The 24,446-nt window shown below is 62.9% G+C and carries 19 protein-coding genes; 12 read left to right on the forward strand and 7 right to left on the reverse strand.

The features are described from left to right. Positions 1 to 91 precede the first annotated feature (91 nt). Complete coding sequence (locus QLG02_RS18795) at positions 92 to 1,546, reverse strand: M48 family metalloprotease (protein WP_348981351.1); 1,455 nt, start codon at positions 1,544 to 1,546, stop codon at positions 92 to 94. A gap of 128 nt (positions 1,547 to 1,674) precedes the next feature. Between QLG02_RS18795 and QLG02_RS18800 the strand changes: the two genes are divergently transcribed. The 3 genes from QLG02_RS18800 to QLG02_RS18810 are packed head-to-tail and all read left to right on the forward strand — an operon-like array spanning position 1,675 to position 3,842. After that, positions 1,675 to 1,917, forward strand: a complete 243-nt coding sequence (locus QLG02_RS18800) for a sulfurtransferase TusA family protein (RefSeq protein ID WP_011705565.1) — start codon at positions 1,675 to 1,677, stop codon at positions 1,915 to 1,917. Positions 1,918 to 1,932: 15 nt separating this feature from the next. Next, positions 1,933 to 3,000: an AI-2E family transporter gene (locus QLG02_RS18805; protein WP_039215776.1), complete on the forward strand. Its 1,068-nt coding sequence runs from the start codon at positions 1,933 to 1,935 to the stop codon at positions 2,998 to 3,000. 35 nt (positions 3,001 to 3,035) lie between these two features. Next, complete coding sequence (locus tag QLG02_RS18810; protein ID WP_282465879.1) at positions 3,036 to 3,842, forward strand: MipA/OmpV family protein; 807 nt, start codon at positions 3,036 to 3,038, stop codon at positions 3,840 to 3,842. Positions 3,843 to 3,960: 118 nt separating this feature from the next. Here QLG02_RS18810 and QLG02_RS18815 read toward each other — a convergent pair whose 3' ends face one another. Beyond that, entirely contained in the window at positions 3,961 to 4,761 is an 801-nt protein-coding gene (locus tag QLG02_RS18815) for an alpha/beta fold hydrolase (RefSeq protein WP_282465880.1), read from the reverse strand. Between the two features lie 112 nt (positions 4,762 to 4,873). Here QLG02_RS18815 and ppk2 point away from each other — a divergent pair, with 112 nt between their 5' ends. Further along, a complete protein-coding gene (gene ppk2, locus QLG02_RS18820) occupies positions 4,874 to 5,689 on the forward strand; it encodes a polyphosphate kinase 2 (protein WP_282465881.1) in 816 nt (271 codons plus the stop codon). 115 nt (positions 5,690 to 5,804) lie between these two features. Here the strand turns inward: ppk2 and ugpC are convergent, their stop codons facing one another. The 5 genes from ugpC to yejK form a co-directional block, all read right to left on the reverse strand. Further along, positions 5,805 to 6,941 carry a sn-glycerol-3-phosphate ABC transporter ATP-binding protein UgpC gene (ugpC, locus tag QLG02_RS18825; RefSeq protein ID WP_011705560.1) on the reverse strand — a complete coding sequence of 379 codons (1,137 nt, stop codon included), beginning with the start codon at positions 6,939 to 6,941 and terminating at the stop codon, positions 5,805 to 5,807. Positions 6,942 to 7,010: 69 nt separating this feature from the next. Continuing rightward, complete coding sequence (gene malG, locus QLG02_RS18830; RefSeq protein ID WP_005299600.1) at positions 7,011 to 7,901, reverse strand: maltose ABC transporter permease MalG; 891 nt, start codon at positions 7,899 to 7,901, stop codon at positions 7,011 to 7,013. Positions 7,902 to 7,913: 12 nt separating this feature from the next. Further along, positions 7,914 to 9,566 (reverse strand): maltose ABC transporter permease MalF, encoded by a 1,653-nt coding sequence (malF, locus tag QLG02_RS18835; protein ID WP_043166496.1) that lies wholly within the window; start codon positions 9,564 to 9,566, stop codon positions 7,914 to 7,916. Positions 9,567 to 9,641: 75 nt separating this feature from the next. Beyond that, positions 9,642 to 10,823 (reverse strand): maltose/maltodextrin ABC transporter substrate-binding protein MalE, encoded by a 1,182-nt coding sequence (malE, locus tag QLG02_RS18840; RefSeq protein ID WP_011705558.1) that lies wholly within the window; start codon positions 10,821 to 10,823, stop codon positions 9,642 to 9,644. Between the two features lie 395 nt (positions 10,824 to 11,218). Next, a complete protein-coding gene (yejK, locus tag QLG02_RS18845; RefSeq protein ID WP_282465882.1) occupies positions 11,219 to 12,268 on the reverse strand; it encodes a nucleoid-associated protein YejK in 1,050 nt (349 codons plus the stop codon). 73 nt (positions 12,269 to 12,341) lie between these two features. On the opposite strand from yejK, the gene QLG02_RS18850 reads away from it, so the two are divergent. From QLG02_RS18850 to eco, 8 genes are all read left to right on the forward strand, one after another. Further along, on the forward strand, positions 12,342 to 12,569 hold the full coding sequence (locus QLG02_RS18850) for a DUF1414 domain-containing protein (RefSeq protein WP_011705556.1): 228 nt from the start codon (positions 12,342 to 12,344) through the stop codon (positions 12,567 to 12,569). A 43-nt stretch (positions 12,570 to 12,612) separates the two neighbouring features. Further along, complete coding sequence (locus tag QLG02_RS18855; protein ID WP_282465883.1) at positions 12,613 to 14,463, forward strand: DUF3413 domain-containing protein; 1,851 nt, start codon at positions 12,613 to 12,615, stop codon at positions 14,461 to 14,463. 306 nt (positions 14,464 to 14,769) lie between these two features. Then, positions 14,770 to 16,932 (forward strand): TonB-dependent hemoglobin/transferrin/lactoferrin family receptor, encoded by a 2,163-nt coding sequence (locus QLG02_RS18860; RefSeq protein ID WP_139389219.1) that lies wholly within the window; start codon positions 14,770 to 14,772, stop codon positions 16,930 to 16,932. Continuing rightward, positions 16,932 to 19,010 (forward strand): prolyl oligopeptidase family serine peptidase, encoded by a 2,079-nt coding sequence (locus tag QLG02_RS18865; protein ID WP_282465884.1) that lies wholly within the window; start codon positions 16,932 to 16,934, stop codon positions 19,008 to 19,010. Before QLG02_RS18860 ends, QLG02_RS18865 begins: the two co-directional genes overlap by 1 nt. 32 nt (positions 19,011 to 19,042) lie before the next feature. Further along, positions 19,043 to 21,457, forward strand: a complete 2,415-nt coding sequence (locus QLG02_RS18870) for a proprotein convertase P-domain-containing protein (RefSeq protein WP_282465885.1) — start codon at positions 19,043 to 19,045, stop codon at positions 21,455 to 21,457. A gap of 59 nt (positions 21,458 to 21,516) precedes the next feature. Beyond that, positions 21,517 to 22,890: a DUF1566 domain-containing protein gene (locus tag QLG02_RS18875; RefSeq protein WP_282465886.1), complete on the forward strand. Its 1,374-nt coding sequence runs from the start codon at positions 21,517 to 21,519 to the stop codon at positions 22,888 to 22,890. Continuing rightward, complete coding sequence (locus QLG02_RS18880) at positions 22,887 to 23,444, forward strand: DUF1566 domain-containing protein (RefSeq protein ID WP_017409924.1); 558 nt, start codon at positions 22,887 to 22,889, stop codon at positions 23,442 to 23,444. The genes QLG02_RS18875 and QLG02_RS18880 overlap by 4 nt, the downstream gene beginning before the upstream one ends. A 231-nt stretch (positions 23,445 to 23,675) precedes the next feature. Then, positions 23,676 to 24,158 (forward strand): serine protease inhibitor ecotin, encoded by a 483-nt coding sequence (gene eco, locus QLG02_RS18885; protein ID WP_005299572.1) that lies wholly within the window; start codon positions 23,676 to 23,678, stop codon positions 24,156 to 24,158. The last annotated feature ends 288 nt before the right edge of the window (positions 24,159 to 24,446 follow it).

Raw genomic sequence — 24,446 nt, forward strand, 5'->3', positions numbered from 1 at the left:
CCGGCTGGCGTTCCCGCCATTCTCTTCGCCATCATAAAACACAAGGGCGCACCGAGGTGCGCCCTTGTCACGAGTGAGAGCCGCTGGCCCGTCAACCCTTGAGGCTGTCGAGATCCTTCTTGGCCCGCTCCAGCTCGGTGATGCGCGCCTCCAGCCTGGCCAGGGTCAACTTGTCGTTGGTGGTGCCACGCGCCACGATCAGCTCGTCGATGGCCGCCTGGTAGTCACCGCGCAGGGAGAGCATCTCGGCCCGTGCCATGTGCAGATCGGTCATCCTGCCCGCCTTGCGATAGGCATCGGAGAGCAGGCTCCAGGCCAGGTTGTTCTCTTCGTGCTCGCGGGCATAGGGGTCGAGAATGGCGATGGACTTCTTGTAATTGCCCCCTTCCAGATAGGCGTTGCCGAGGTTCACCACCACCACCTCGTTGTCCGGCATGCGGGTGCGGAACTTCTCGAGCCGGGCGATGGCCTGGGCGCTGCGCCCCTTGGCCAAGTCGATGTCGGTGAGGGCATCCACCACGAACAGATCTTCGGGGTGGCGAGTCGCCAGCTCCTGCATCAGGGCATCGGCCTCGTCGGTGCGCTTGAGCTGCAGCAGCGCCAGCGCCTTGCCGTAGGTGGCCGCATCCTTGAGCGGGTAGTCCCCCTTCTGCAGGCGGTTGTCAAAATAGGTGAGCAGGGCCTGCGGGCTCTCGGTGCCAAAACGCACCTGAATGCGCACCTTGGCCAGCCAGAAGTCGAGGCTCGGCGGCAGATCCCGGCGGCCATAGCTGCCCGCCCGGGCGCGCGCCTCGCTGATCCGGGTCTCCGGCAGCGGATGCGTCAGCAGCATCTCAGGCGGCTTGCTGGCGTAGCGGTACTCGGCCGCCAGCTTCTGGAAGAAGTTGGCCATGCCCATGGGATCGAAGCCGGCGTCGTAGAGGGTCTTCATGCCGATCCGGTCCGCTTCGTATTCGTTGTCGCGGGTGTAGTTGATGGCCGACTGCATGGAGAGACCGAGCGTGGTCTGCAGCGCGGCGATGCCCGCGGTGGGGTTGATCACCGCCAGCGCGATGGAGCCCACCAGCCCGGCCAGGGTCATGGCGGAGCTGCTCGCCTGCGCTTCCATGTAGCGGGCGATGTGGCGCTGGGTCACGTGGGTGATTTCGTGCGCCAGTACCGAGGCGAGTTCGCTCTCGCTGTCGGCATAGAGAAACAGGCCGGTGTGCACCTTGACCCGCCCGCCGAGGAAGGCGGCCGCGTTGATGCTGGGGTCGTTGATGAGAAAGAAGGTGAACGGGAAACGCACGCCATCGGCGTTGGAGAGCAGCCGCTGGCCCAGATCGTCGATGTACTGGCTCAAGACGGGATCATCGATGATCGGCAAGCCGGCCCGGGCAAAGCGCATGAAGGCGTTGCCGTAGCGCACCTCCTGCTCGATGGGCAGGGCGGCCACCCCGGCGGTGCCGATGTCGGGAAGCTGGTTGTTGGCCTGGGCATGGAAAGTGGCACCCATCAGGGAAGCCAGCAGGGGGAGCGATGCCATCAGGGGGGAAAAGCGTGCCACGTTATCTCTATCTCCAATCAGACCCTACCGGGACACCGGCAGAATACCCTTGCCCATCAAGGGCTACAAGCGTTGTTTCGCGCTCTCATCACGGCCATAATAGCCGCCTCACGCGCGATGGAGCCTCCATGGAATACCTCGACCTGACCCCCTGGCGCTGCCCCGAGCCGCTGATCCGGCTCAAGCTCTGGCTGCGTCAGGCCAACGCCGGTCAATCCCTGTCCATCCGGCTGGCCGATGCCGGCTCCCGGCAGGACATTCCCGCCTATCTGCAACGCCAGGGTCATGCCTTCACGTTGCAGGAGGCGCCAGACAATACCCTCTCTTTGCAGTTGGTGGTCGGGGCCCAGCACCACGGCAAGCCCCAGTAACCTAAGGATGTCGCCATGTTAGAAGTCATCAAGCGCTGGTATCAGACCCGTTTCTCCGATCCCGATGCCGTCACCCTGTTCCTGCTGCTGGTGGCCTGTTTCGCCGTGCTCTGGCTGTTCGGCGATCTCTTGGCGCCGCTGCTGGTGGCGCTGGTGATGGCCTACCTGCTGGAGTGGCCGGTGAGCCGGCTGCAACGGGCCGGGCTCTCCCGTACTCTGGCCACCAGCCTCATCCTGCTGTTGTTCATCGCCCTCACCGCCATGGCGTTCCTCGGGCTCATCCCGACACTGGCGAGCCAGGGGCTGAACCTCGCCAAGGAGTCCCCGGCCATGCTCTCCCATGCCCAGGACTATGTGCGCACCCTGCCGGAGCAGTACCCCGAGCTCATCAACGTCACCCTAGTGGAGACCATCATCGACAACATCCGCCAGCGCATCCTGACCGGGGGCGAGCAGCTGGTGAGCGCCTCCCTCAGCTCCCTCATCAACGTGGTGGCCATCCTCATCTACGCCATTCTGGTGCCGCTGATGGTGTTCTTCATGCTCAAGGACAAGCAGATCCTGATGGGCGGACTGCGCCGCTTCCTGCCGCGCAACCGCACCCTGGTCAACCGGGTCTGGGTGGAGATGAACGAGCAGATCCTCAACTACATCCGCGGCAAGGTCATCGAGATCCTGATCGTCGGGGTGATCAGCTATGTGGCCTTCGCCATGCTGGGGCTGCGCTACTCGGTGCTGCTGGCGGTGGCGGTCGGCTTCTCGGTGCTGATCCCCTACATCGGCGCCGCGGCGGTGACGGTACCGGTGGCCATGGTGGCCCTGTTCCAGTGGGGACTGACGCCGGAGTTCACCTGGCTGATGGTGGTCTACACCGTTATTCAAGTGCTCACCGGCAACGTGTTGGAGCCCATCCTCTTCTCCGAGGCGCTCAACCTCCATCCGGTGGCCATCATCATCGCCGTGCTGGTATTCGGCGGCCTGTGGGGATTCTGGGGGGTCTTCTTCGCCATTCCCCTCGCCACCCTGGTCAAGGCGGTGCTCAACGCCTGGCCCAAGCGCGAAGAGCTGCCCGCAGCGAAATAACCCACTTCCCATGCAATCGTGACAACGGAGTGTCCATGACCTTTTTGCGTCAAATCAGAGCAGCAGGGCTGACGGCCCTGCTCCTCGCGGCCGCCATGCCCGCCCGTGCCGATATCGACCTTGGTGCCATGGATCTGCTCACCAGCGACAGTCCCACCAGCCCGGTGCCACAAGGCTTTGTCGCCGGTGCGGCGCTCATCGGGGGACAAGCCCGCTATGAGGCGCAGGATAATGCCACCTACGCCATCCCGGGTTTTATCTACTTCGGCAAGCAGTTCATGTTTCTCGGCGATCGGGCGCGTTACTACTTCCACAAGGATGAACATGTCGCCCTGTATGGCTATGGCCGGGTGCGTTTTGGCAATCTGGATCCCGAGGAGTCGCCCGCCTTCACCGGCATGGAACAGCGCAAATGGCAGCTGGAAGGCGGGATCGGTGGCAACCTCACCACTCCCTACGCCCTCTTGACCGTGCGGGCCAGCAGCGACATCAGCGGCCGCAGCAAGGGTCAGGAGCTGCTGCTGTGGGCCGATTTTCCCATCCTGCGTGACAAGCTGCTGATCATGCCGGGGATGGGGGTGATGCTGCGCAGCGACAAGATGGCCAACTACTACTTCGGCGGCATCTCCGAAAGCGAGGCCACCGCCCAGCGCCCGGCCTGGGATACGGGGTCAACCCTCTCCCCCATGGCGGCGCTCATCACCAGCTATCGCTTCAGCCCCAACTGGATTGGCATGTTTGCCATGAACTACGAATGGTACGACGGCGACATCGAGCACAGCCCGCTGGTCCAGCACACTGGCGAACTCTATGCCGGCGTGGGGATCGGCTATATCTGGTAGTCGGCATAGCAGGCAACGACAAGACCACACGCGCAAAACAAAAAGGGAGCCATCGGCTCCCTTTTTCACGACCATCGTCAGGCTGATAGTGCAGCCTACTCAGGCTGCCAATTCAGGCTTACAGCGCAGCCAGAAACGCGCCGAGCTGCTCATTGACGAAGGCCGGATTTTCCAGCGAGGCGATGTGGCCGGCCGCCGGCACCTCCTTGAACGGGCAACCCAGCACCTCGGCCATCAGATAGCCTTCCAGTACCGGCCGTGCCTTGTCCTGACTGCCGGTCATCACCAGCGCAGGCACGCTGATCGCTTCCAGCCACTCGATGCGATCCTCGCGGGTCACGAAGCTGCGGCCCACCGCCACCATGGCGGCCACCTTGTCGGCCGGCCAGGCGGCGAGACGCGCCTTGAAACCGCTCATCAGGTCGGCATCCGGCTGATCGGCAAAGAACAGCGGCGCCACCTGCTCGACGATGGGGGCCGGGATGGTGCCAAGCTGCTCGATCATCGCCAGCATGCCGAGGTAGCGCTCGCTGGTGATCTGCGGCTCGAGGCCGACGAAGCTGTCCATCAGCACCAGGCCCTTGAGGCGCGCGGGTGCCATGCGTGCCAGCTCGACGCCCCACATGCCGCCGATGGAGAGACCCACCAGCACGAACTCATCGATGCCGAGCGCATCGAGCAGCGCCAGATGATCGCGCGCCAGGGTTGCCAGGGTGCAGGCCCCCTCGGGCAGCGCATCGGAATCGCCGTGGCCCCACAGCTCAGGCACGATGCAGCGATACTGCCCCTTGAGGGCCTCGATTTGCGGCGCCCACATGGCGCTGTCCCACAGGTAGCTGTGACCAAACAACAGTACCGGGCCCTGCCCCTCGTCCAGATAGCCCATCTGGCGGCCCGCGATCTCCATAAATTGCTTCATGTTTTCTCCTGTTTCTGGTGCCGACTATTGACGGGGCGGCAGTGTAGCACGACCCTCTTGGCAGTGACGCCTGCCTGGTGCAATCTGGAAAAGTGTCAATAAGGAGAAGAGCATGCCGAAGGACAAGAGCAAGAAACGCCCGCGCCTGGACAAGAAGACCTACGAGCATCACCTGGCCCATCTGCAGGAGGAGCTGGTCAAGCTGCAGGAGTGGGTCAAGCAGGAGGGGCTCAAAGTGGTGGTGCTGTTCGAGGGCCGCGACGCCGCCGGCAAGGGGGGCGTCATCAAGGCGATCACCGAGCCCCTCAACCCCCGGGTCTGCCGGGTCACGGCGCTGCCCGCCCCCTCGGATCGCGAGCGCTCCCAGTGGTACTTTCAGCGCTACGTGGCCCACCTGCCCGCCGCCGGCGAGATGGTGCTGTTCGACCGCTCCTGGTACAACCGGGCCGGGGTCGAACGGGTGATGGGCTTTTGCAGCGACAACGAGTATCGCGAGTTTTTGCGGGCCTGCCCCGAGTTCGAGCGGATGCTGATCCGCGCCGGCATCACGGTGATCAAATACTGGTTCTCGGTCAGCGACGAGGAGCAGGAAAAACGGTTCAAGGAGCGGATCAACACCCCCATCAAGCGCTGGAAGTTCAGCCCGATGGACCTGCAGTCCCGCTCGCGCTGGGTGGAGTACTCCCGCGCCAAGGACGACATGTTCACCTACACCGACACCGAGGATTGCTCCTGGTTCGTGGTGGAGGCGGACGACAAGCGCCGCGCTCGCCTCAACTGCATCTCCCACCTGCTGGGCAAAGTACCCTATGAGGCGATCCACTACGAGCCCATCACCCTGCCCCCCATCAACACCGAGGGGTATGAGCGCCCACCGCTGGCCAACCAGCACTTCGTGCCCGACATTACCGCCGCACTCGAGGGCTGAGCCCTGCCACCTCGCCTGCCGTTCTCGCCAAACGGCAGGCAATAAAAAGCCGGTCTTGCGACCGGCAAAAAGGCATTGAATCTAAAGAAAGGAAAACCTCGGCAGCCGCCCCTGATCAGGTGCGGATGTATTTGGCCGTGCGCGGGAAGGCTTGCTCCTTGGCATCGAACAGGTAGCAGGCTTCGGCCGGAATGCCGACGCTGTACTGCTGGCCGGTGGCCACATCCACGTCGGAGCTGGCCTTGACGGTGAAGTCATGCCCTGCCACGTCCATGTAGACGAAGGATTCGGCCCCCAGGTGTTCAGCCACCTGCACCACCCCGCTCACCTTGCTGTCGGCATGGGGGTGATCCAGCGGCACCAGGTGCTCGGGACGAATGCCCAGCTCCACCTTGTCGCCGACCGCGCCGCTGCGGGCATCGACCCGGGCACGCACGGTATCGCCGGTGGTCAGCTTGACCACGCACTCCTGCTCGCCAATCTCCACCAGCTCACCGGCCAGGAAGTTCATCTTGGGAGAGCCGATGAAGCCGGCCACGAACTTGTTGTCCGGGTTGTGGTAGAGCTCGAGCGGAGTACCGAACTGCTCCAGGTTGGTGGTCGCCTCGCCCTTGAGCGGGCTCAGCACCACGATGCGGTTGGCCAGGGTCATGGCCTCCACCTGGTCGTGGGTCACGTAGATGATGGTGGAGTTGAGCTCCTTGTGCAGCTTGGCAATCTCGATGCGCATCTTGACCCGCAGGGCGGCATCCAGGTTGGACAGGGGTTCGTCAAACAGGAACACCTGCGGTTGCTGGACGATGGAGCGGCCGATGGCGACCCGCTGACGCTGACCGCCGGAGAGTGCCTTGGGCTTGCGGTCCAGCAGCGGCTCGAGACCCAGGATCTCGGCGGCGCGCATCACCCGCTTGTGGATGTTCTCCTTGTCCATCTTCTTGAGCTTGAGGCCGAAGGCCATGTTCTCGTAGATGTTCATGTGCGGATAGAGGGCGTAGGACTGGAACACCATGCCCACGTTGCGCTCTACCGGCGGCACGTCGTTCATGTAACGACCGCCGATGGTCAGCTCGCCGCTGGTGATGTCTTCCAGACCCGCGATCATCCGCAGCAGGGTGGACTTGCCGCAACCGGACGGACCGACGAAGACGATGAACTCCCCTTCCTTGATGGCCAGGTTGATATTGCGCAGGGTGTCCTTGTGAACAGCCGGGTCGTAATTTTTGCGAACGTTGTTGAGTACTACTTCAGCCATGTCGAGCTCCGCTCTTGAATCTTTGCAAATCGTGATGGCGGGGGGAGTCGGCTCCCCCGGCCATGAACCTTAACCTTTCACGCCGCCAGCGGTCAGACCGCCAACCAGCCAACGCTGTGCGAGCAAGAACACCACTGTGATGGGGAAGCCCGACAGCACGGCGGCTGCGGCAAAGTCACCCCACAGGTAGTTCTGCGGATAGAGGTACTGCTGGGCCCCGACCGCCAGGGTCAGATTGTTCACATCCTGCAGCAGGATGGAGGCCATGGGCACCTCGGTAATGGAACCGATGAAGGCCAGGATGAACACCACCGCCAGGATGGGCACCGACAGGGGCAACAGGATCAGGCGGAATGCCTGCCACGGGGTGGCACCGTCGATGGCCGCCGCTTCCTCCAGGGAGGAGTCGATGGTCTCGAAGTAGCCCTTGATGGTCCAGACGTGCAGGGCGATGCCGCCCATGTAGGCCAGGATCAGGCCGCCGTGGGTGTTGAGACCCAGCCAGGGGATGTAGTCACCAATCTTGTTGAAGAGCGCATAGATGGCCACCAGTGCCAGCACCGCCGGGAACATCTGGAAAATCAGCATGCCCTGCAGGATGGTGGACTTGCCACGAAAACGCAGGCGGGCAAAGGCGTAGGCACAGGTGGTGGAGAGCACCACGATCATCAGGGCGGTGATGCCCGCGATCTTGATGGAGTTCCACAACCAGGTCAGCACCGGGAACGGCGGCGGCGTGATGCTGCCGTCGGCGTTGGTGATGGACATGCCCAGCGCCAGCTTCCAGTGATCCAGGGTCGGGTTGGAGGGGATGATCTCCCCTACCGCGAAGTTGCCGTTTCTAAACGAGATGGCGATGACCATGATCAGCGGGAAGATGATCAGTGCCAGGAAGCCCCACATCACCAGGTGGGTTGCCCACACCCGGTATTTGACTGATTTGGGTTGTACGATTGCCATGTTGAAGCCTCCTTACAGTTGCTTGTCGGCTTTGGACAATTTCAGGTTGAGCAAGGCCAGCGCACCCACGATGAGGAAGATGGCGGTGGCGATGGCACTGGCCAGACCGTAGTCCTGACCACCCGAGCCCTGGAACGCGATCCGGTAGGTGTAGCTCACCAGCAGGTCGGTGGTACCGGCCGGGGTGCTGGCGCCGATGATGTCCGGCGCGCCGTTGGTCAACAACTGGATGAGCACGAAGTTGTTGAAGTTGAAGGCGAACGAGGCAATCAACAGCGGTGTCAGCGGCTTCATCAAGAGCGGCACTGTGATCTTGAAGAAGTTCTGCACCGGACCGGCACCGTCCATGGCGGACGCTTCATAGAGATCTTCCGGAATGGCTTTGAGCAGGCCCATGCAGAGGATCATCATGTAGGGGTAGCCAAGCCAGGTGTTGACGATGAGGATCATCACCTTGGCCAGGAAGGGGTTGGTATACCAGTCCGGCTTGATGCCGAACGCCGCTTCCAGGAACAGGTTGATCTCACCGAAGTTCTGGTTGAACAAGCCCTTGAACACCAGGATGGAGATGAACGCCGGGATGGCATAGGGCAGGATCAGCATGACCCGGTAGAAGCCGCGCCCCTTGAGGGACTCCCACTGCACCAGACAGGCCAGCACCATGCCGATGGCCAGGGTGAAGCCCACCGAACAGGCGGAGAAGATCACGGTCCAGACGAAGATCTGCAGGAACGGAGCCTGGATACCCGGATCGGTGACGATGCGGGCGAAGTTCTTCCAGCCCACGCTCACCACGAAGCCTGGCGCCACGCTCTTGCCGACAAACTGGCCCTGTTCGTCGATGTATTGATAGAAGCCGGTGTCGCCGTTGGGCAGCATCAGCTCGCCGCTCTGGTTGTCACGCAGCAGGTTGCTGTCTTTGATCACCACCCCGGACTTGAGCACGGCACCGTCCAGCAGACGGGTGTACTGCTGCTTCTGGGCGGCGAACTTGCGCAGGCTGCTCAGGGTCAGGTGGGTTCCGCCATCCGGCAGCACCAGATCGAGTGCGCTCAGGTGGGTGCGATGGTCGACGATGGCCCGGATGGGCGCCACCTTGTCCACGGCCTCCCCTTCCAGGGGTTGCAGCTGAACAACCTGCACCGGTTCATGGACTCTGCCCTCGCGGACAGCCAGTTCACGGGCCTTGTTGCTCATCAGGGTAACGGGTTGACTGATAAAGGATTGGTCGTCCTGTTTCAGCAGCAGCTGAAACTGATTGTTCTCACCACCCAAGAGGGTGAAATCGAATTCACCGCCCGCCACCTTATAGGTTTTTTTCAGATGGTAATCTCGCGCCTGCTCGATGGAGAGCAGGTTGGATCCCGAATAGTTGGTGAAGGCGATGCCGATCGTGTAGGCAAGAGGGAAGATGATAAAAACAACCATGCCGGCCACACCGGGGAAGATATAGCGGTGGGCATAGGTCTTCTTGTTCATGAAGACATACAGACCGACGGAGACCACCACCAGATCCAGCAGAGCGAATACCCACTCACCGCTGGCGTACATCATCACGGCTGCATAACCGTTGAGGATGGCTACCAGAGCAGCAATGGTCCACTTAAGCCAGGTGTGCTTATCCTTCGGACCGGCATAGGATTCAATAGAAGGTACTACTTCCATGCCAATTAACCTTTATAACGCCAAGAGAGATTTGAGAGAGTGGGAGGCCATTGCGGCCTCCCGGGTAGTGCGTGCTTACTGAACGATACGCTTGGCAGCGGTATCCAGGGCTTCGTCAACGCTCTGACGGCCGGAGGTTACGTTCTTGAGGGCAGTTTCGAAGGAGGACCAGAAACGGCTCATCTCAGGCACGGACGGCATCGGCTCGCCATTCTGGGCGTTTTGCATGGTTGCCTTGATGTGCGGATCGGATTCCAGGGTCTTCTGGAAGGACTTCAGCGCCACGGCGCCCAGCGGCTTGTCGGCGTTGACCGGTGCCAGACCGGCGTCGGTCAGCAGGTAGTTTTCCAGGAACTCGATGGCCAGATCCTTGTTCGGGCTGGCGGCGTTGATGGTGGCACCCAGCACGCCGACGAAGGCCTTGGCCGGTTTACCCTTCAGGGTCGGCAGCGGCGCTACGCCGTACTTGATGCCGCTCTTGTCCAGGTTGCTCCAGGCCCAGGGACCGTTGATCATCATGGCCACTTCGCCCTTGTTGAACTTGGCGTCCATCACACCGTAGTCGATGCCTTTTTCCAGGTGACCGGACTTGATCATCTCGGAGATGTAGCCGACACCGGCCTTGGCACCCGCGTTGGCCACGCCGGTGTCTTTCACGTCATAACCGGTAGCGGTTTTCTTGAAGGCATAACCACCGTTGGCAGCCACCAGCGGGTAGCTGAAATAGGGGGTGTCATAGGCCCACATGATGGCGCGCTTGCCGTTCTTCTTCAGAGTCTCGTCAATTTTGGCGATCTCTTCGAAGGTCTTCGGCGGCTCCGGCAGCAGATCCTTGTTGTAAATCAGGCTGACCGCTTCCACGGCAACCGGGTAGCCGTAGGTCTTGCCATCGACGGTCATGGCATCCCAGGCGAACTGTTCAAACTTGGCTTTGGTGGCTGCATTCGGGGTCACGGGGACCAGCAGACCGGCCTTGACCCACTCACCGTAACGGTCGTGAGCCCAGAAGAAGATGTCCGGGCCGTTGCCGGTGGCAGCGGCTTGCTGGAATTTCACTTCCACCTGATCAGGGTGCGCAACCGTCACCTTGATGCCGGTTTCGGCTTCAAACTTCTTACCTACTTCGGCCAGACCATTGTATCCCTTGTCACCGTTAATCCAGATGGTCAGTTGACCTTCGTCAATGGCGGCAGTGGCAGAGCAAGCCACGCCCAGAGTAGCCAGACCGATCAGGGATGACAGCAATTTCTTTTTCATGAGCCTTTCCTTGTATTAGTTCCGCGCTGTAAGAGCATTGTGTGCGAGATGAATATTATCCCAAGCCGTTACCGCCTCACATGACGCAACTCGCATTTTTGAAACGCAATTACGTATTTTCTTCCAGAAAGTTCTGAAAACATTTTCTTATTTCAGGGGGTTATCGCCATTTATTGGCATATTTATCGCCAAATTAAGAAATTAAATTACCAAAAGGAAATAAAAAAACATGAATGAAAGGGTTTTCACCTCACTGAAAACCCTTTCACGGGGATTATTCTGTTTAATTTGTTAACAAAGCACCGAGTTGGTTTCGCTGCTGCCTACCCCGTTAAATAAAAAGACACCGCAGCGAAGTGCGGTGTCTTTTTGCCAAAACTGGAAAGCAGATCACATTACGACTGGCGCAGCAGCTGATCCTTGAGGTTGGGCGGAACCCCCTTGATGGTCAGGGTATCGGTCTGGGGATCGTAGAACACCCGGCTGTTGAGCAGCTTCTGCTCGAAGCTCAAAGTCAGGCCGCCACCGGAGCCGACGAACTTGGTCAAGCCGCGCAGGGTCGAACGGTCGGCCGGGAAGCGATCTTCCAGCTCGTACTCCTGACCGATGAAGCTGTAAAAATCGAGATCGCCATCGCCCGGCAATTCCGCCGACAGCTCCTTGATCTCGATCTCTTCACCGGCGCTGGCCTGCTCGGTGCAATATTTGAAGACCTGTTTCTTGTAGTCGTTGCGCTCGGCCGGCTCGAGCTGGCGGCTGTCGCAATAATCGTCCACCGCCTGCAGCAGCCCCTTATTCTGGATCTTGGCATCCATCCCCTCGCGGGCACCCAGCAGATCCATGAAAAAGTCACCCAGCTTGCGGCCGACCCGGCCCTTGCTGAAGGTGATATAACGGCGCGAATCCGGCTGGGTTTTCCATTCGGTCAGATCGATGCGGGCCACCAGGTTCAATTTGCCGATATCCAGATACTGGATGTGACGCAGCTCCAGCGCCTCGCTGACGGTGACGCTCTCCTTGCCCTCCAGCAGGGCGATCATCAGATAATCCACCCCCACGTAGTTGTATTTGGCAAACAGCAGCACCCCCTGCTCGTCGAGGGCGTGCTCCACCAGCTGCTTGACCAGCAGCTGGGTCATCTCGACCGAGAAGGGGACGAAGTCGGTCTGTTCGCCGAGCAGCCGTTCGAGGGCGATGCGAAAGAGCGGAGAAGGCTGTTTGGGGGCGCTCTCCCCCTCCATCAGCTCGGCGACGGCGGCCTCGGGGTCGGCAAAGAAGCCGAAGCCCTTGCCCCCCTTGCCGTTGTAAATGCGATGCAGCTCCGCCATCAGCCCCTGTACCGCCTCATCGGCAGGCAGGAGCTGGCTGCGGGTGTCGGCGTGAGGTTGACCATCGCCGCCCTGGCGCAGGGAGTGAAGAATGATCTTGTCGATATCGAGACTCATGTCACAAAGCCATAGTGTTAGCCGAAAGGGTGAAGTATTATAAGGCGCTTTGAACCGAGATGAACCCAAGATTATGCCCATCGTATCAAAGTACAATAACGAGCAGTTTGACGCCCTGATGAACGACCTGATCACCGCCCTGGAGAAGCACAAAGCGCCGGTGGATCTGAGTCTGATGGTGCTCGGCAACCTGACCACCAATATCATCAATGGCATGGCCCCGGCCCAGCGTCAGGCGATCACCGAAAAATACATCCAGGCGCTCACCGCCTCGGTGGATCATCGCCACGATGCTCACTGAGTCTCTTCGCATTCTTTGATGTTTTTCAAGCAGATGGATCACTATGGTCGAAACCGGCAACCCCTATCGTGATAATGTTTCTCGCCTGATCACCTGGGGGCATTGGTTCTCCTTCTTCAACATCATTCTGGCCATGCTGATTGCCACCCGCTACCTGGGGGCGATCAGCTGGCCGTCGACCACGCTCGGCGTGACCTATCTCATCATCAGCTGGATCGGTCACTTCTCGTTTCTGAGCTTTGTCACCTATCTGTTGACGATCTTCCCCCTGAGTTTCGTGCTGCCCAAGGAGAAGCCGCTGCGCTTCATCTCGGCCATCATCGCCACCCTGGCGCTGGTGCTGCTGCTCATCGACACCCAGGTGTTCCAGCTGTTCAAGTTCCACCTCAACGGCCAGGTGTGGCAGTTGCTGCTGGATCAGGCCCAGACCGAGGAAGGCTCGATCTGGAGCATCATCTTCGTGGCGGTGCCCACCATCTTCCTGCTGCAACTGCTGCTGTCGGCCTATGTCTGGCGCAAGATCAACAAGCGCAAGCGCCGTCAGTACGGCAATCAGGTGGGGCTGGCCCTGCTGGTCTGCTTCATCCTGACCCACGTGGTCAACAGCTGGGCCGATGCCACCCTGTATCAGCCCATCACCATGCAGCGCGCCAACTTCCCGCTCTCCTACCCGATGACCGCCAAGAGCTTCCTCGCCAAGCACGGCTGGCTGGATCTGGACCAGTACGAGAAAAAGGCCGAATCACAGGATGGTGACAATGCGAGCCGCTTGCGCTACCCGCTGCGCCCGCTCAGCGTCAACGCTCCGCTGACCCACAAGAACCTGCTGATCGTGGTGGTCGACTCCCTGCGGGCCGACATGCTCAACAACATCAACATGCCCAATCTGCAGCGCTATGCGGATCAGCACCTCAACTTTGCCAACCACATGAGCGGTGGCAACGACGATGTGATGGGGATGTTCAGCCTGTTCTACGGCCTGCCGGGTCACTACTACGACGACATTCGCAACGACAAGACGCCGCCGGTGCTGTTCGACGAGATGCTGCGCCAGGACTACCAGTTCGGCCTGTTCGGCGCGCTGGAAGATGCCCAGAAGTACCGCCAGAGCATTCTCTCCGGCCTGCGCAAGCAGGTGTTCGTCTCCGAGCAGACCGACGACACCCAGCTCATCGGCGACTGGCAGCAGTGGCTTGCCAAGCGCTCGCCAGACCGGCCCTGGTTCTCGCTGGTCTATCTGTCGAGCCCGGGTGACTACCAGCTGCCGGCCAACGTGAAGGGGCCCTTCCAGCCGGAGCTCACCAAGTTCAACCCGGCCACCGCCTATCAGGCCGAGAATCTGGTGAAGCTGGAGAACCGCTACAAGAATGCGGTCTTCTATACCGACCAGTTGCTGGAACAGATGCTGGCCCAGCTGCAACAGCAGGGGCTTGGCGAACAGACCATCGTCGTCGTCACCGCCAACCACGGTCAGGAATTCAACGAGACCCAGAACAACAGCTGGGGCTATGGCACCAACTACTCGCCCTATCAGGTGCAGGTACCGTTCGTGCTGGCCTGGCCGGGCAACGATACCCTGCCGACGAGCCCGGTGAGCAGCCACCTGGATCTGGTGCCGACCCTGATGCAGAGCATGCTGGGGGTGCGCAATGCGCCACGGGACTACAGCATCGGCCGCAACCTGTTCGACACCAGCCCGCGCAACTGGCTGCTGGCGGGGGATCAACGCGACTTTGCCATCTATCAGGGCAACACCATCACCCACTTCAACAAGCAGGGTGACTTCGAGCTGCTGGAGCGAAACAGCTACCGTCCCATCAAGCACGGCACCCCGGACATGGGCGTCATGATCCAGGTGATGAACGAGCTGAACCGCTTCTATCGCGCCCCCTGATAGCCGCCTCATGCCCCTTGAAAACCCGCTCCTGCAGCGGGTTTTTTATTGCCGATATCACCTTGGCATGAGCTGCCAAGCCCTCAACCAACACCTTGCCACCCTCCCCCGTTTCATCCCCTGTCTGCCCGCCTTGCGCCCTGCAGGCGCAAACGTTGGCCCGTGTTGCTACTGATGCCTTCATCAAAAAATGCAGTCTGATCAGGATCATAAAAACAAAATGATAATGATTATCAATCGTTGATCTGGCTGGATCTCTCTGCAATAATCCGCGGCCTTCAGGCTCAAATAATAATTATTCTCAACATGAAAACACTGCTTCACTACTGGCCCATGCTGCTGTCCGGTACAGCGCTGGCCGCCGGCGATCCCGCCGGCATAGACACCTCCGGTACCACCCCGCCCAAGGCGCGCGAGACCATAGTGGTCAAGGGTCAGCGGGTCGAACAGAAACTGTCCGACATCTCGGGCTCCATCACCGTCATCACCGAAGAGGATCTGGAGCGCCAGATAGCCACCGAGCTCACCGACGTGTTCAAGAACGAACCCGGCGTCTCGGTGACCGGCTCGGCGGGCCGGCCGCAAAACATCAGCATCCGCGGCATCGGTGGCAACCGGGTGCTGATCATCAAGGACGGGGTCCGGGTCAGCGACGGCTTCGGCGCCGACGACCTCAACGACAAGGTGGGCCGTTTCAGCTTCGATCTCGATGACGTCAAGCAGATCGAGGTGGCCAAGGGAGCCGGCTCCGCCCTGCACGGCTCGGACGCCATCGGCGGCACCGTGGTCATCACCACCAAGCAGCCGGAAGATTACCTGCAGGGGCAGGATGCCTACCTCAGCAGCAAGGTGCTGCACGATGGCAGCAGCGACAAGCAGAAACTGAGCGCCACCGGCGCCGCCCGCTGGGGCGAGAGCGCCCACCTGCTGCGCCTCTCCGGCTGGCAGGGGCACGAGACCGCCAACTACGACCAGAGCCGCATCCCGGCGGATCTCGATGGCCTCAGCGCCTCCACCAGCTCCAGCCTGACCCTCAATGCACAGCATCTGCTGCGCCTCGAGCTCGACTACTTCGAGGACAACGCCAAGCGGGATCAGGGGCCGCGCGAAATTCCCCAGCCCGACGGCAAGTGGCAGGTGCGCCAGTATCGCGAGAATGGCACCCAGCGCTCCCAGGGCGGCAAACTGAGCTGGGAGGCGCAGGATCTGGGCCACCCGCTGGCCGACCGCTTTACCTGGAACCTGCACGGAAACTACGCCAAGAACACCGCCAACAAGCGCAGCCTGCTGCAAAATGACGAGCTGAGCGGCTACCCCCGCTATCGCAGCGAGCGGGAGCTGGCCACCTTCACCGAACAGCTGATCGGCAGCGAGCTGGATATCCGCCGCGATCTGGTCACCGGCCCCATCGAGCACAAGCTGAGCTACGGCATCGAGCTGGCGCGCACCCGGCACGAGCGACCGGTGGAGAAGCTGATGCTGGAAGCCGGCATTCCCCAGCCCACCCAGTCCGCCCCCTTCAGCAGCGCCCGCACCGATCGGGCCGGCATCTGGCTGGGAGACGTGGCGACCCTGGGCCAGTGGCAGTTCACTCCGACCCTGCGCATGGATCAGCAGTGGCTGAGCCCGCAGGATGGCCGGGGCGAGAGCAACCACAGCTGGCATATCTCGCCGAGCCTGGCCACCAGCTACCGCTTCAACGAGCAGTGGCGCAGCTGGCTGAGCTACGCCAACGGTTTCAGCGCCCCCTCCTACGACAAGGTGTACGGCAACATTCCCCACTACTTTGCCCTGCCGCCGTTCGAGATCATCGCCAACCCGAACCTCAAGGAGGAGACCAGCCACAGCTTCGAGTGGGGGGTGAGCGGCGAAGGGGATGAGTGGAGCATCAAGCCGGCCCTCTTTTACAACCGCTACTACAACTTCGTCGACTGGCGTCAGGTGGGCTTTCGCCTGAGCGACGGGGTCATGCTGCGTCAATACCGCAACGTCGCCAAGTCCGAAACCTGGGGCGCCGAGATCGCCGCCAGCTACTGGCTGACCCAGCAGTGGGAGCTGGCCACCAAGCTGGGCTGGGTCGACGGCAAGACCAGCCAGGGCGAATCGCCGCGCAACCTCACGCCGCTCGAGGGCAACACCCGCCTCAGCTATCAGGCCAACGACTGGAGCCTGGGGCTGCAGGCCGACTACGCCGCCGCCATGAGCCGGGTGCCCAGCTGTGGCAACAGCCTGACCCAGCAGCAGGGCGAGTGCCTGAAAACCGCCGGCTGGCTCAGCTTCGCCCTGACCGCCGACTGGCAGATCACCGACGCCCTCAAGGCCAACCTCAAGCTCGACAACCTGCTCGACACCCGCTACACCCGCTATCAGGACGTCGCCGGGCTGGAAGCAGGCACGGATGCGGGCCTCTACACCCAGACGGGCCGCTCCTTGAGTGCCAGCCTGCGCTACACCTTCGTGGGGCTCTGATGCACGCACTCCTGATGCTGGCCAGCCTGCTGGCCAATCCGGCGCCCGCCCAGCCTGTCGCCCTTGCACCTGCCGATACCCAGAGCCAGGCTGTCGCCACCTCGACGCCGATCGTGGCCCCGCTTATTCCTCACCGCCCGCGGCCAATGCAGGGGGAGCGGGCCCGGCTCGATCCCTATGGCGGCTGGCGCGACGACAGCCGCCAGGATCCCGCCCTGCTGGCCCTGCTGGGCGAGCAGAACCGCTGGACCGAGCAGCAGCTCGCCGCGCAGCGGCCGCTGGAGCAGGCGCTGCAGGCCGAGTGGCAGGCGCAAGCGCGCGGTGAACCCATGCCGCAAGAGTGGCTGAGCGAGGCGGGCAGCCAGTGGCGGATGGAAGCCGACGGCAGCCTGTGGCAGCTCAGCGACGAGCAGGCTGAACCCCGTCAACGGCTGGCGGCCCGCCAGCCGGCCAGCGGCTACTACGAGCTCGCCAGCTGGGCCCTGCACCCGAACGGGCGCTGGCTGGCCCTGGCCGAAGATCTGCAGGGCGATCGGGATTACCGCATCACCCTGCTCGACCTGGCCGACGGCAAGCCCCTGGCCACCCTGACCCACCGGGCCAGCGATCTGCTCTGGAGCCTGGACGGCAAGACCCTCTACACCATCGCCAACGAACCTCGCACCCTGCGCCCCTGGCAGCTGTGGGCCTGGCGCGATGGCAGGGAGCAGCAGATCCACCAGGAGGCGGATCCCGCCTGGCTGCTCAGCCTCTATCGCACCACGGATCGGCGCCACCTGCTGCTGCAGAGCAACAACCACGACAGCGCCGAGCAGTACCTGCTGGACGAGGGCACACCGGCTCTGCTCAAGGCCCGTCAGGCTGGCCTTGAGTACTACCTGGATACCCAGGGGGAGCGGGTGCTGCTCAAGAGCAACCGGGACGGTGCCCTCGGCCTCTATCAGGTGGCCGACCTGAGCCAGGTGGCCAAGGGAGAGTGGCAGCCGCTCTGGTCTGGCGAGCAGAGGAGCCTCGAGAAGTGGCGCCTGTTTGCCGACTACACGGTGCTGCAGTATCGCCATCACGGGGATGACTGGCTCGACGTGCTGGATGGCCGCGGCCGGCTCAGCCATCGCCTGCTGCTGACCGAGGGGGCCGGCACGGCCTGGATCCAGGGTGCCCACGACCCCGCCAGCGGGCAGATCCTGATCCGCCGCCAGGGCATGGCCGAGCCGCCGCACCAGCGCCTGCTCGATCTCGCCAGCGGCCACTGGCTGCCGGACGCCCGGGCCGCCCTCCCCTCCCCCTACCAGAGCGAGCGCCGCTGGGTGGTGGGCAAGGATGGCGTCAAGGTGCCGGTCTCCCTGGTGTGGCGCAAGGACATCCACACTCCCAAGGCGCTGCTGCTCTACGGCTATGGTGCCTACGGCACCCCCATGCGCCCCTACTACCAGCCGCAGGTGCTGAGCCTGCTGGATCGCGGCTTCGTCTACGCCATCGCCCACGTGCGCGGCGGCGGCATGCTGGGGGATGCGTGGTATCTGGCGGGGCGCGGTCGCCACAAGCAGCACAGCGTGGACGACTTCCTGGCCGTGGCCGCTGCGCTGGCCCGGGATCCCGCCATCGACCCCGCCCGGCTGTTCGCCATGGGCGGCAGCGCCGGCGGCCTGCTGGTGGCGGCGGCCCTCAACCAGGCGCCGACCCGCTTCGCCGGGGCCGTGCTGCAGGTGCCCTTCGTCGATCTCATCGGCACCATGAGCGATCCCGAACTGCCGCTCACCCGCCAGGAGTATGTCGAGTGGGGCAACCCGGCCATTGCCGCCGATTACGCCGCCATGCGTCGCCTGAGCCCTTACGACAACCTGCATGCGGCCCCCTATCCCCCCGTCTATGTGACGGCCGGGCTGCACGACAGTCAGGTGCCCTACTGGGAGCCGCTCAAGTGGGTGGCCCGCCTGCGGGAACACAGCACGGGAGCGGGCCCCTATCTGCTCAGCACGGCCCTCGACGGCGGCCACCGCACCAGCCCCGGCAACGCGCGCCAGCAGGCGGCCCGCGAGTACGCCTTTCTGCTCATCCAGGCGGGCGCCCGCCGGTGATCCCTTTTCTCATTTTTGTGTTGGAGTAAACCATGAAACCCTCTTCCCTGGCCCTCTGGCTGGCGGCAACCCTGCTCTCCCAGCCGCTGCTGGCGGCCGAGCTGCAGTTTGTCGATGAACAACCGCTGACCACCACGCCGAAGCTCTGGCTCGAACAGCGTCTTGGCGTGAGCCTGGCTCCCGACTACGAGCGGGCCAGCCTGCTCGGCCATCACTACAGCTTCCGCCAACTGGTCAACGGCCTGCCGGTGGCCACCATCCAGGCCGCCGTCAGCGTCGATCAAACAGGCAAGCCCTGGCGCATCTATCACAACAGCCGGCCGCTGCAGAGCCACGAACCCGGCTGCGACGCCGCCGGCACTCTGGATCCCTTGCTGGAGCAGCTGCGCGATGGCGGCAGCGACATCGACACCCTTGGTCCGGTTGAAGCCTGGTACTGGCGCGACGGAGACACCCTGGTGCCAGCCCTGCGCCAGCGGGTGCGCGAGCATCAGGCGGGCAACGCCAAGGCCAGCTATGTGCAGCTCTTCGCCAGCTGTGACGGCAGCCGCGAGCTCGGTCGCTGGATGGATGCGGCCAGCACCCAGGCCAGCCGCGTCGCCGACGCCGGCGACACCCAGCTGGAGGCTCGGGTATTCGATCCGGATCCCCGTACCCAGCTGCGCGATGCCAGCCTGGTCTGGCACGAAGCCCTGCAACTGGCGGACGCCGCCTATCAGGACAAGGTGCCGCTGCCGGTCACCCTGGCGGGTGGACGCTATCTGCTGAGCGGCCCCCACGCCCGGGTGGTGGATGCCATGGAGCCCACCACCGCCCCCTTCAGCGCCGACAACCCGCAGGCGTTTCGCCTCACCCGCGATGATCGCGGCTTTGCCGACATCAACGCCTACTACCACCTGGATCTGGCCCAGCGCCACCTCAAGCGCCTCGGCTTTGTCGATCTTATTCCGGGGGCGCTCGACATCGATACCGAGGCCGGCTATCAGGACAACTCCCTCTACGATCCGTTCGAGCGCCGGCTGGAGCTGGGCCGCAGCGGCGTGCCCGATGCCGAGGATCCCATGGTGATCTGGCACGAGTTCGGCCACGCGGTGCAGCACCATATAGTGCCGGATCTCGGGGACGAGGCGGACTGGGGCGCCATCGGCGAGGGCTTCAGCGACTACCTGGCCGCCAGCCACCGCCAGCGCAGCGAAGCCGGCCGTCAGTTCGAGCCCGCCATGGTGTTCAACTGGGATGCCCGCTTCACCGACCGAACTCCGCGTCAGCTGGACGATCTGCGCGCCCGCTACCACCCGGATTACAACTACCCGGCCCACCGCACCATCAACGGCAGCAATGGCGATCAGTTGTGGGGCACCCCGCTGTTCCAGGCGCTGCTGGCCGCGGTCGCCGAGCAGGGCGAAGGGGCGCGGGACGAGTTTGATCGCCTGATCATCGAGTCCCACTTCGGTCTCGGCCCGGCCATCCGCATGCCGCAGCTGGCCCGCATCACGGTGGATACCGCCGCCCGGCTCTACCCGGCGCGCCCCTATGCCAGGCTGCTGGAGCAGGCGTTTCGCCAGCACGGCCTGTTGCAGGCACCGGTCAATGTGGGCCTCAGTGATGGCAGCGTCATCGAGCTGGGGCAGCGCCAGTCGGTGCAGCTGACCCTCACCAACCAGGGCAAGGCGCCGGTCACCCTCAATGAGCTGGCCCTCACCCTGCCAACCGGGTTGCAGGCCGATCCTTACAGCTGGCAACCGGCGACCCTCGCGGCGGGTGCCAGCATGACCACCACCCTGCGCCTGCTGGCCCAGAGCCCGCTCGCCTGTGGCGACGAGGTGGCGCTGCCGGTGAGCCTCGCCATGAGCGGCACCAGCCCGACCGAGCGCCAGTGGCAGCAGTCGCTGACCCTGCCCATCGGCGCCCCCATCGTCAGCCGTGCCAGCGGCCAGCCGCTCACCTTGAGCGATGCCATGAGCGACGAGGTGCGTGGTCTCAGTGAAACCAGCCTGCTGATAGAGAGCAGCGAGGCCAGGGTGAGCGATCGGCTGCAGCTGAACCTGGATCTGCAACACCCGGCGCTCGATGAGCTGGAGATCTGGCTCAACTCCCCCTCCGGCACCCGCATCCAGATCTGGAACAAGGGCTACAGCCCGTTGCCGCGCCTCAAGGGGGTGTTCCCCACCGAGCTGCTGCCCCTGCAGCCCTTCAGCGCGCTGGAAGGGGAGCCGCTGGCCGGCCGCTGGACCCTGGAGATAGTGGACAGCAAGCCCGGCAATCGGGGCCGCATCAACGGCTGGAGCATCAGCCAGCGCACCGGCGCCCAGTGCAGCAAGCCGATCACTCCGCCCGATGACGGCATCATCCACTTTCAGGTGGACGACGGCAGCGGCGGCGGGGCAGCCAACCTGCTCTGGTTGCTGCCGCTGGCACTCTGGCGCCGCCTGCGCCAGCGCACCTGAATCCACCCCATCCATATATAAGAAGAGGGGGCCAAGGCCCCCTTGCCCAAGGACAAGAGATGACACCACATTACTCCCGCCTGGCCTGCCTGCTGGCCCCCCTGCTCACCGCCTGTGGCGGTGGCGGCTCGGACGAGGCGCCGCTGGCGGCTCCCGACTACAGCCTGACCGTGACCCTGCCCGAAGCCGGCACCCTGTGCGTCAACCTCAATCAGAATGCATCTTGTGATGCGGGCGAGCCCAGTGTCAGCGGCGCGGCCGGTACTCACCGGTTGAGCGGCAGCGCCCCGGCACTGTTGACCAGTACCTTGCTGTTCTTGCCGAGCAACCCGGCCGCCCCCGTGCTGCTGCACCCCGCCGCCCGGCTCGATGACCAGCACCTGACCCCCAGCCCGCTCAGCACCCTGCTGCAATACCGCATCGCCGAGGGGCAGCCCCCGAGACAAGCCCTCGACCAGCTGCTGAGTGCGCTGGCGCCACTGCAACCGGGCCAGGAGCTGGCCGCCCTGGCGCAGCTGGCCGACTTCAACCTAGCGCTGGGCCAGCTGCTGCAGGCGGTCGTCGAGACCGATCTACAGGCGCAGGAGGGCTTCTCGACCGCCACTCTGCATATGCTGGTGTGGCCCGCCATCGGCAGCCTGCTGCCCGAGCTGGCCAGCCACTTTGCCCTGCACGGCGAGCTGGCCAGCCAGCAAGCAGACGTCCGCGCCCGGCTGCTGCAACAGCACTCCCATCCACTGATCACCGGCAGTGGCGTCACCACCTACACGGATGGGGTCGACTACCTGCTCACCCAGGAGCCCGCCGACCACCCGGGGCAGGAAGCCAGCCTCAACAAGGCGCCGTTGCGCTATCGCAAGCTCGACGGCCAGGGTCAGCCGCTGGCCGATGACGCCCCCGCCTGGGAGTGCGTGGAGGATCTCAATACCGGCCTGGTCTGGGAGAAGAAGCTCGATGATCCCGCCAGCCTGCGCGATCTGCACCGCACCTTCGCCTGGGAGCTTGGTGACTATCACCCCACCCAGCAGGAACGTGACTACGCCTGCCCGGATGGCGAAGCCATCTGCACCACGGAGCAGTACCGCCAGTGGCTCAACGCCCAGCAGCTGTGCGGCATCACCAGCTGGCGCATGCCCCACTCGCGCGAGCTGATGAGCCTGCAGCACTATGGCTCCCTCGCCCGCCAGGACGACCAGCCGGTGAGCATGGACGTGCGCTACTTCCCCGATGTCGGCACCACCAGCAAGGATTTCAGCGGCTACTACTGGAGCCAGACCCTGACCCCTTCGCGCCGGCTGGAGAGCGCTCCCATCAGTGCCATTGCCCACATCTTCCTTGGCGATGACGCCGGCACCGACTACGCCACCACAGTTCAAAACAGCGATGATGCCAACGGTCTGCAACTGCGACTGGTGGCGGAGGTAACCCGATGAACCGCTTGATGTTGACCCTGCTGCTGACCCTTGGCAGCCCCCTCGCCCTGGCCACCGCCATCTGTGATGACAACATGCCCAGAACCAGCCCCACCGCCCGCTTCATCGACCGCGGTAACGGCACCGTCACGGATCGCTCCACCGGCCTGACCTGGATGCGCTGCCAGCTCGGCCAGACCTGGCGCAACCAGAGCTGCAGCGGCGAACCGACCCGGCTTTACTGGCAGCAGGCCCTGCTGACCGCCGAGCGGATCCGCACCGAGCCGAGCCATGCCCTCTACAACTTCGGCGGCCACGGTGGCTGGCGCCTGCCCACCATCAAGGAGCTTGCCAGCGTGCTGGAGTCCGCCTGCTACAAGCCGGCGCTCAACGAAACCATCTTCCCCCGCGCCATGGCCGGCGAAGGAAAAGAGGTGAACGACGGTTACGTCTATCTCTGGTCCTCCACCCCGGTACCGGCCAGCAAGGGGGTCGCCTATCTGGATATCACCAGCGGCGCCGTCGGCATGCGGGCGCCCGGCGCCTGGGCCAAGCAGGTGTTGCTGGTGCGCTGATGAAGCCGGGTGGCCAGGGGATCCCGATGAGCACAGGATCCCGGCTGGCCACCCGCGTTTGGCACCCGGCCTGTCATTCAGCCTCTCTTCCGTCCTGTCAGAAAATAGCCAGAACACGTCATTGTGTGCCGGATCTGCGTCATTTTACGCAGTTTTTACGTAGCAGATCGCTGGCATGAAACGGGCAGAGCGGTTAGTCTAGCGGCGTTGAACCAACCCCATGAGGTACAGATGAAAACCGTATTGCGTTTTAGCCTGCTGGGCGCCTTGTTGCTGGGCGGCCATGCCTTCGCCGCCGAACCGAAAAAATTTGATATCAGCATGTTCCCGGCCGCCGAAGTGAACCAGGAACGTGTGGTGATCCGCCTGCCGGAAGTCGAGAACGAAGCCGACATGATGGTCGAGCTGCAGGTCGGCAAGAAAATGATGGTCGATTGCAATGTGCCGCGTTTTGCCGGCAACCTGGAACAGCACAGCGTCAAAGGTTGGGGCTACAACTACCTGATGCTCGGCAAGGTGTCCGACCCCATCAGCACCCTGATGGCCTGCCCGGATGGCCAGAAGAAAGAGACCTTCGTCCAGATCTACGGTCAGGGCTTCTTCGTGAACTACAACTCCAAGCTGCCGTTCGTGCTCTACGTACCGCAGGAGTATGAAGTGCGCTACCGTCTGTGGCGTGCCGACACCCTGGCTCAGCCAGCCATGATAGAGTGAGTCTCCATCGAGACCAAACCTCCCGCATTGGTTCATGAATACAACAAAATAGAGCGCCGAATGGCGCTTTATTTTTAGCCAAATGTCGTCCGACCAGAGCCTCCAACCTTTACAGAACCTGACATAACTCCGCTTTTTTTCTCACTTTTTTGCCCTTCTCCCCGGCTCAGACCCACTGGATCATGGCTAAACCGCTTTCGATTAGAGATATTTATCCATATAGTGAAAAAATTGATTTTGCACTCTGCGACGGCCTGATGATACTTGCCCGCAAAGGTCAAACTAACC

This window comes from Aeromonas sp. V90_14, assembly GCF_029967615.1.
GTDB lineage: Bacteria > Pseudomonadota > Gammaproteobacteria > Enterobacterales > Aeromonadaceae > Aeromonas > Aeromonas hydrophila.

Coding starts and splice junctions, on each gene's coding strand:
- QLG02_RS18800 (WP_011705565.1), top strand. CDS start 1,675: ATGGAATACCTCGACCTGACCCCCTGGCGCTGCCCCGAGCCGCTGATC.
- QLG02_RS18805 (WP_039215776.1), top strand. CDS start 1,933: ATGTTAGAAGTCATCAAGCGCTGGTATCAGACCCGTTTCTCCGATCCC.
- QLG02_RS18810 (WP_282465879.1), top strand. CDS start 3,036: ATGACCTTTTTGCGTCAAATCAGAGCAGCAGGGCTGACGGCCCTGCTC.
- QLG02_RS18815 (WP_282465880.1), bottom strand. CDS start 4,761: ATGAAGCAATTTATGGAGATCGCGGGCCGCCAGATGGGCTATCTGGAC.
- ppk2 (WP_282465881.1), top strand. CDS start 4,874: ATGCCGAAGGACAAGAGCAAGAAACGCCCGCGCCTGGACAAGAAGACC.
- ugpC (WP_011705560.1), bottom strand. CDS start 6,941: ATGGCTGAAGTAGTACTCAACAACGTTCGCAAAAATTACGACCCGGCT.
- malG (WP_005299600.1), bottom strand. CDS start 7,901: ATGGCAATCGTACAACCCAAATCAGTCAAATACCGGGTGTGGGCAACC.
- malF (WP_043166496.1), bottom strand. CDS start 9,566: ATGGAAGTAGTACCTTCTATTGAATCCTATGCCGGTCCGAAGGATAAG.
- malE (WP_011705558.1), bottom strand. CDS start 10,823: ATGAAAAAGAAATTGCTGTCATCCCTGATCGGTCTGGCTACTCTGGGC.
- yejK (WP_282465882.1), bottom strand. CDS start 12,268: ATGAGTCTCGATATCGACAAGATCATTCTTCACTCCCTGCGCCAGGGC.
- QLG02_RS18850 (WP_011705556.1), top strand. CDS start 12,342: ATGCCCATCGTATCAAAGTACAATAACGAGCAGTTTGACGCCCTGATG.
- QLG02_RS18855 (WP_282465883.1), top strand. CDS start 12,613: ATGGTCGAAACCGGCAACCCCTATCGTGATAATGTTTCTCGCCTGATC.
- QLG02_RS18860 (WP_139389219.1), top strand. CDS start 14,770: ATGAAAACACTGCTTCACTACTGGCCCATGCTGCTGTCCGGTACAGCG.
- QLG02_RS18865 (WP_282465884.1), top strand. CDS start 16,932: ATGCACGCACTCCTGATGCTGGCCAGCCTGCTGGCCAATCCGGCGCCC.
- QLG02_RS18870 (WP_282465885.1), top strand. CDS start 19,043: ATGAAACCCTCTTCCCTGGCCCTCTGGCTGGCGGCAACCCTGCTCTCC.
- QLG02_RS18875 (WP_282465886.1), top strand. CDS start 21,517: ATGACACCACATTACTCCCGCCTGGCCTGCCTGCTGGCCCCCCTGCTC.
- QLG02_RS18880 (WP_017409924.1), top strand. CDS start 22,887: ATGAACCGCTTGATGTTGACCCTGCTGCTGACCCTTGGCAGCCCCCTC.
- eco (WP_005299572.1), top strand. CDS start 23,676: ATGAAAACCGTATTGCGTTTTAGCCTGCTGGGCGCCTTGTTGCTGGGC.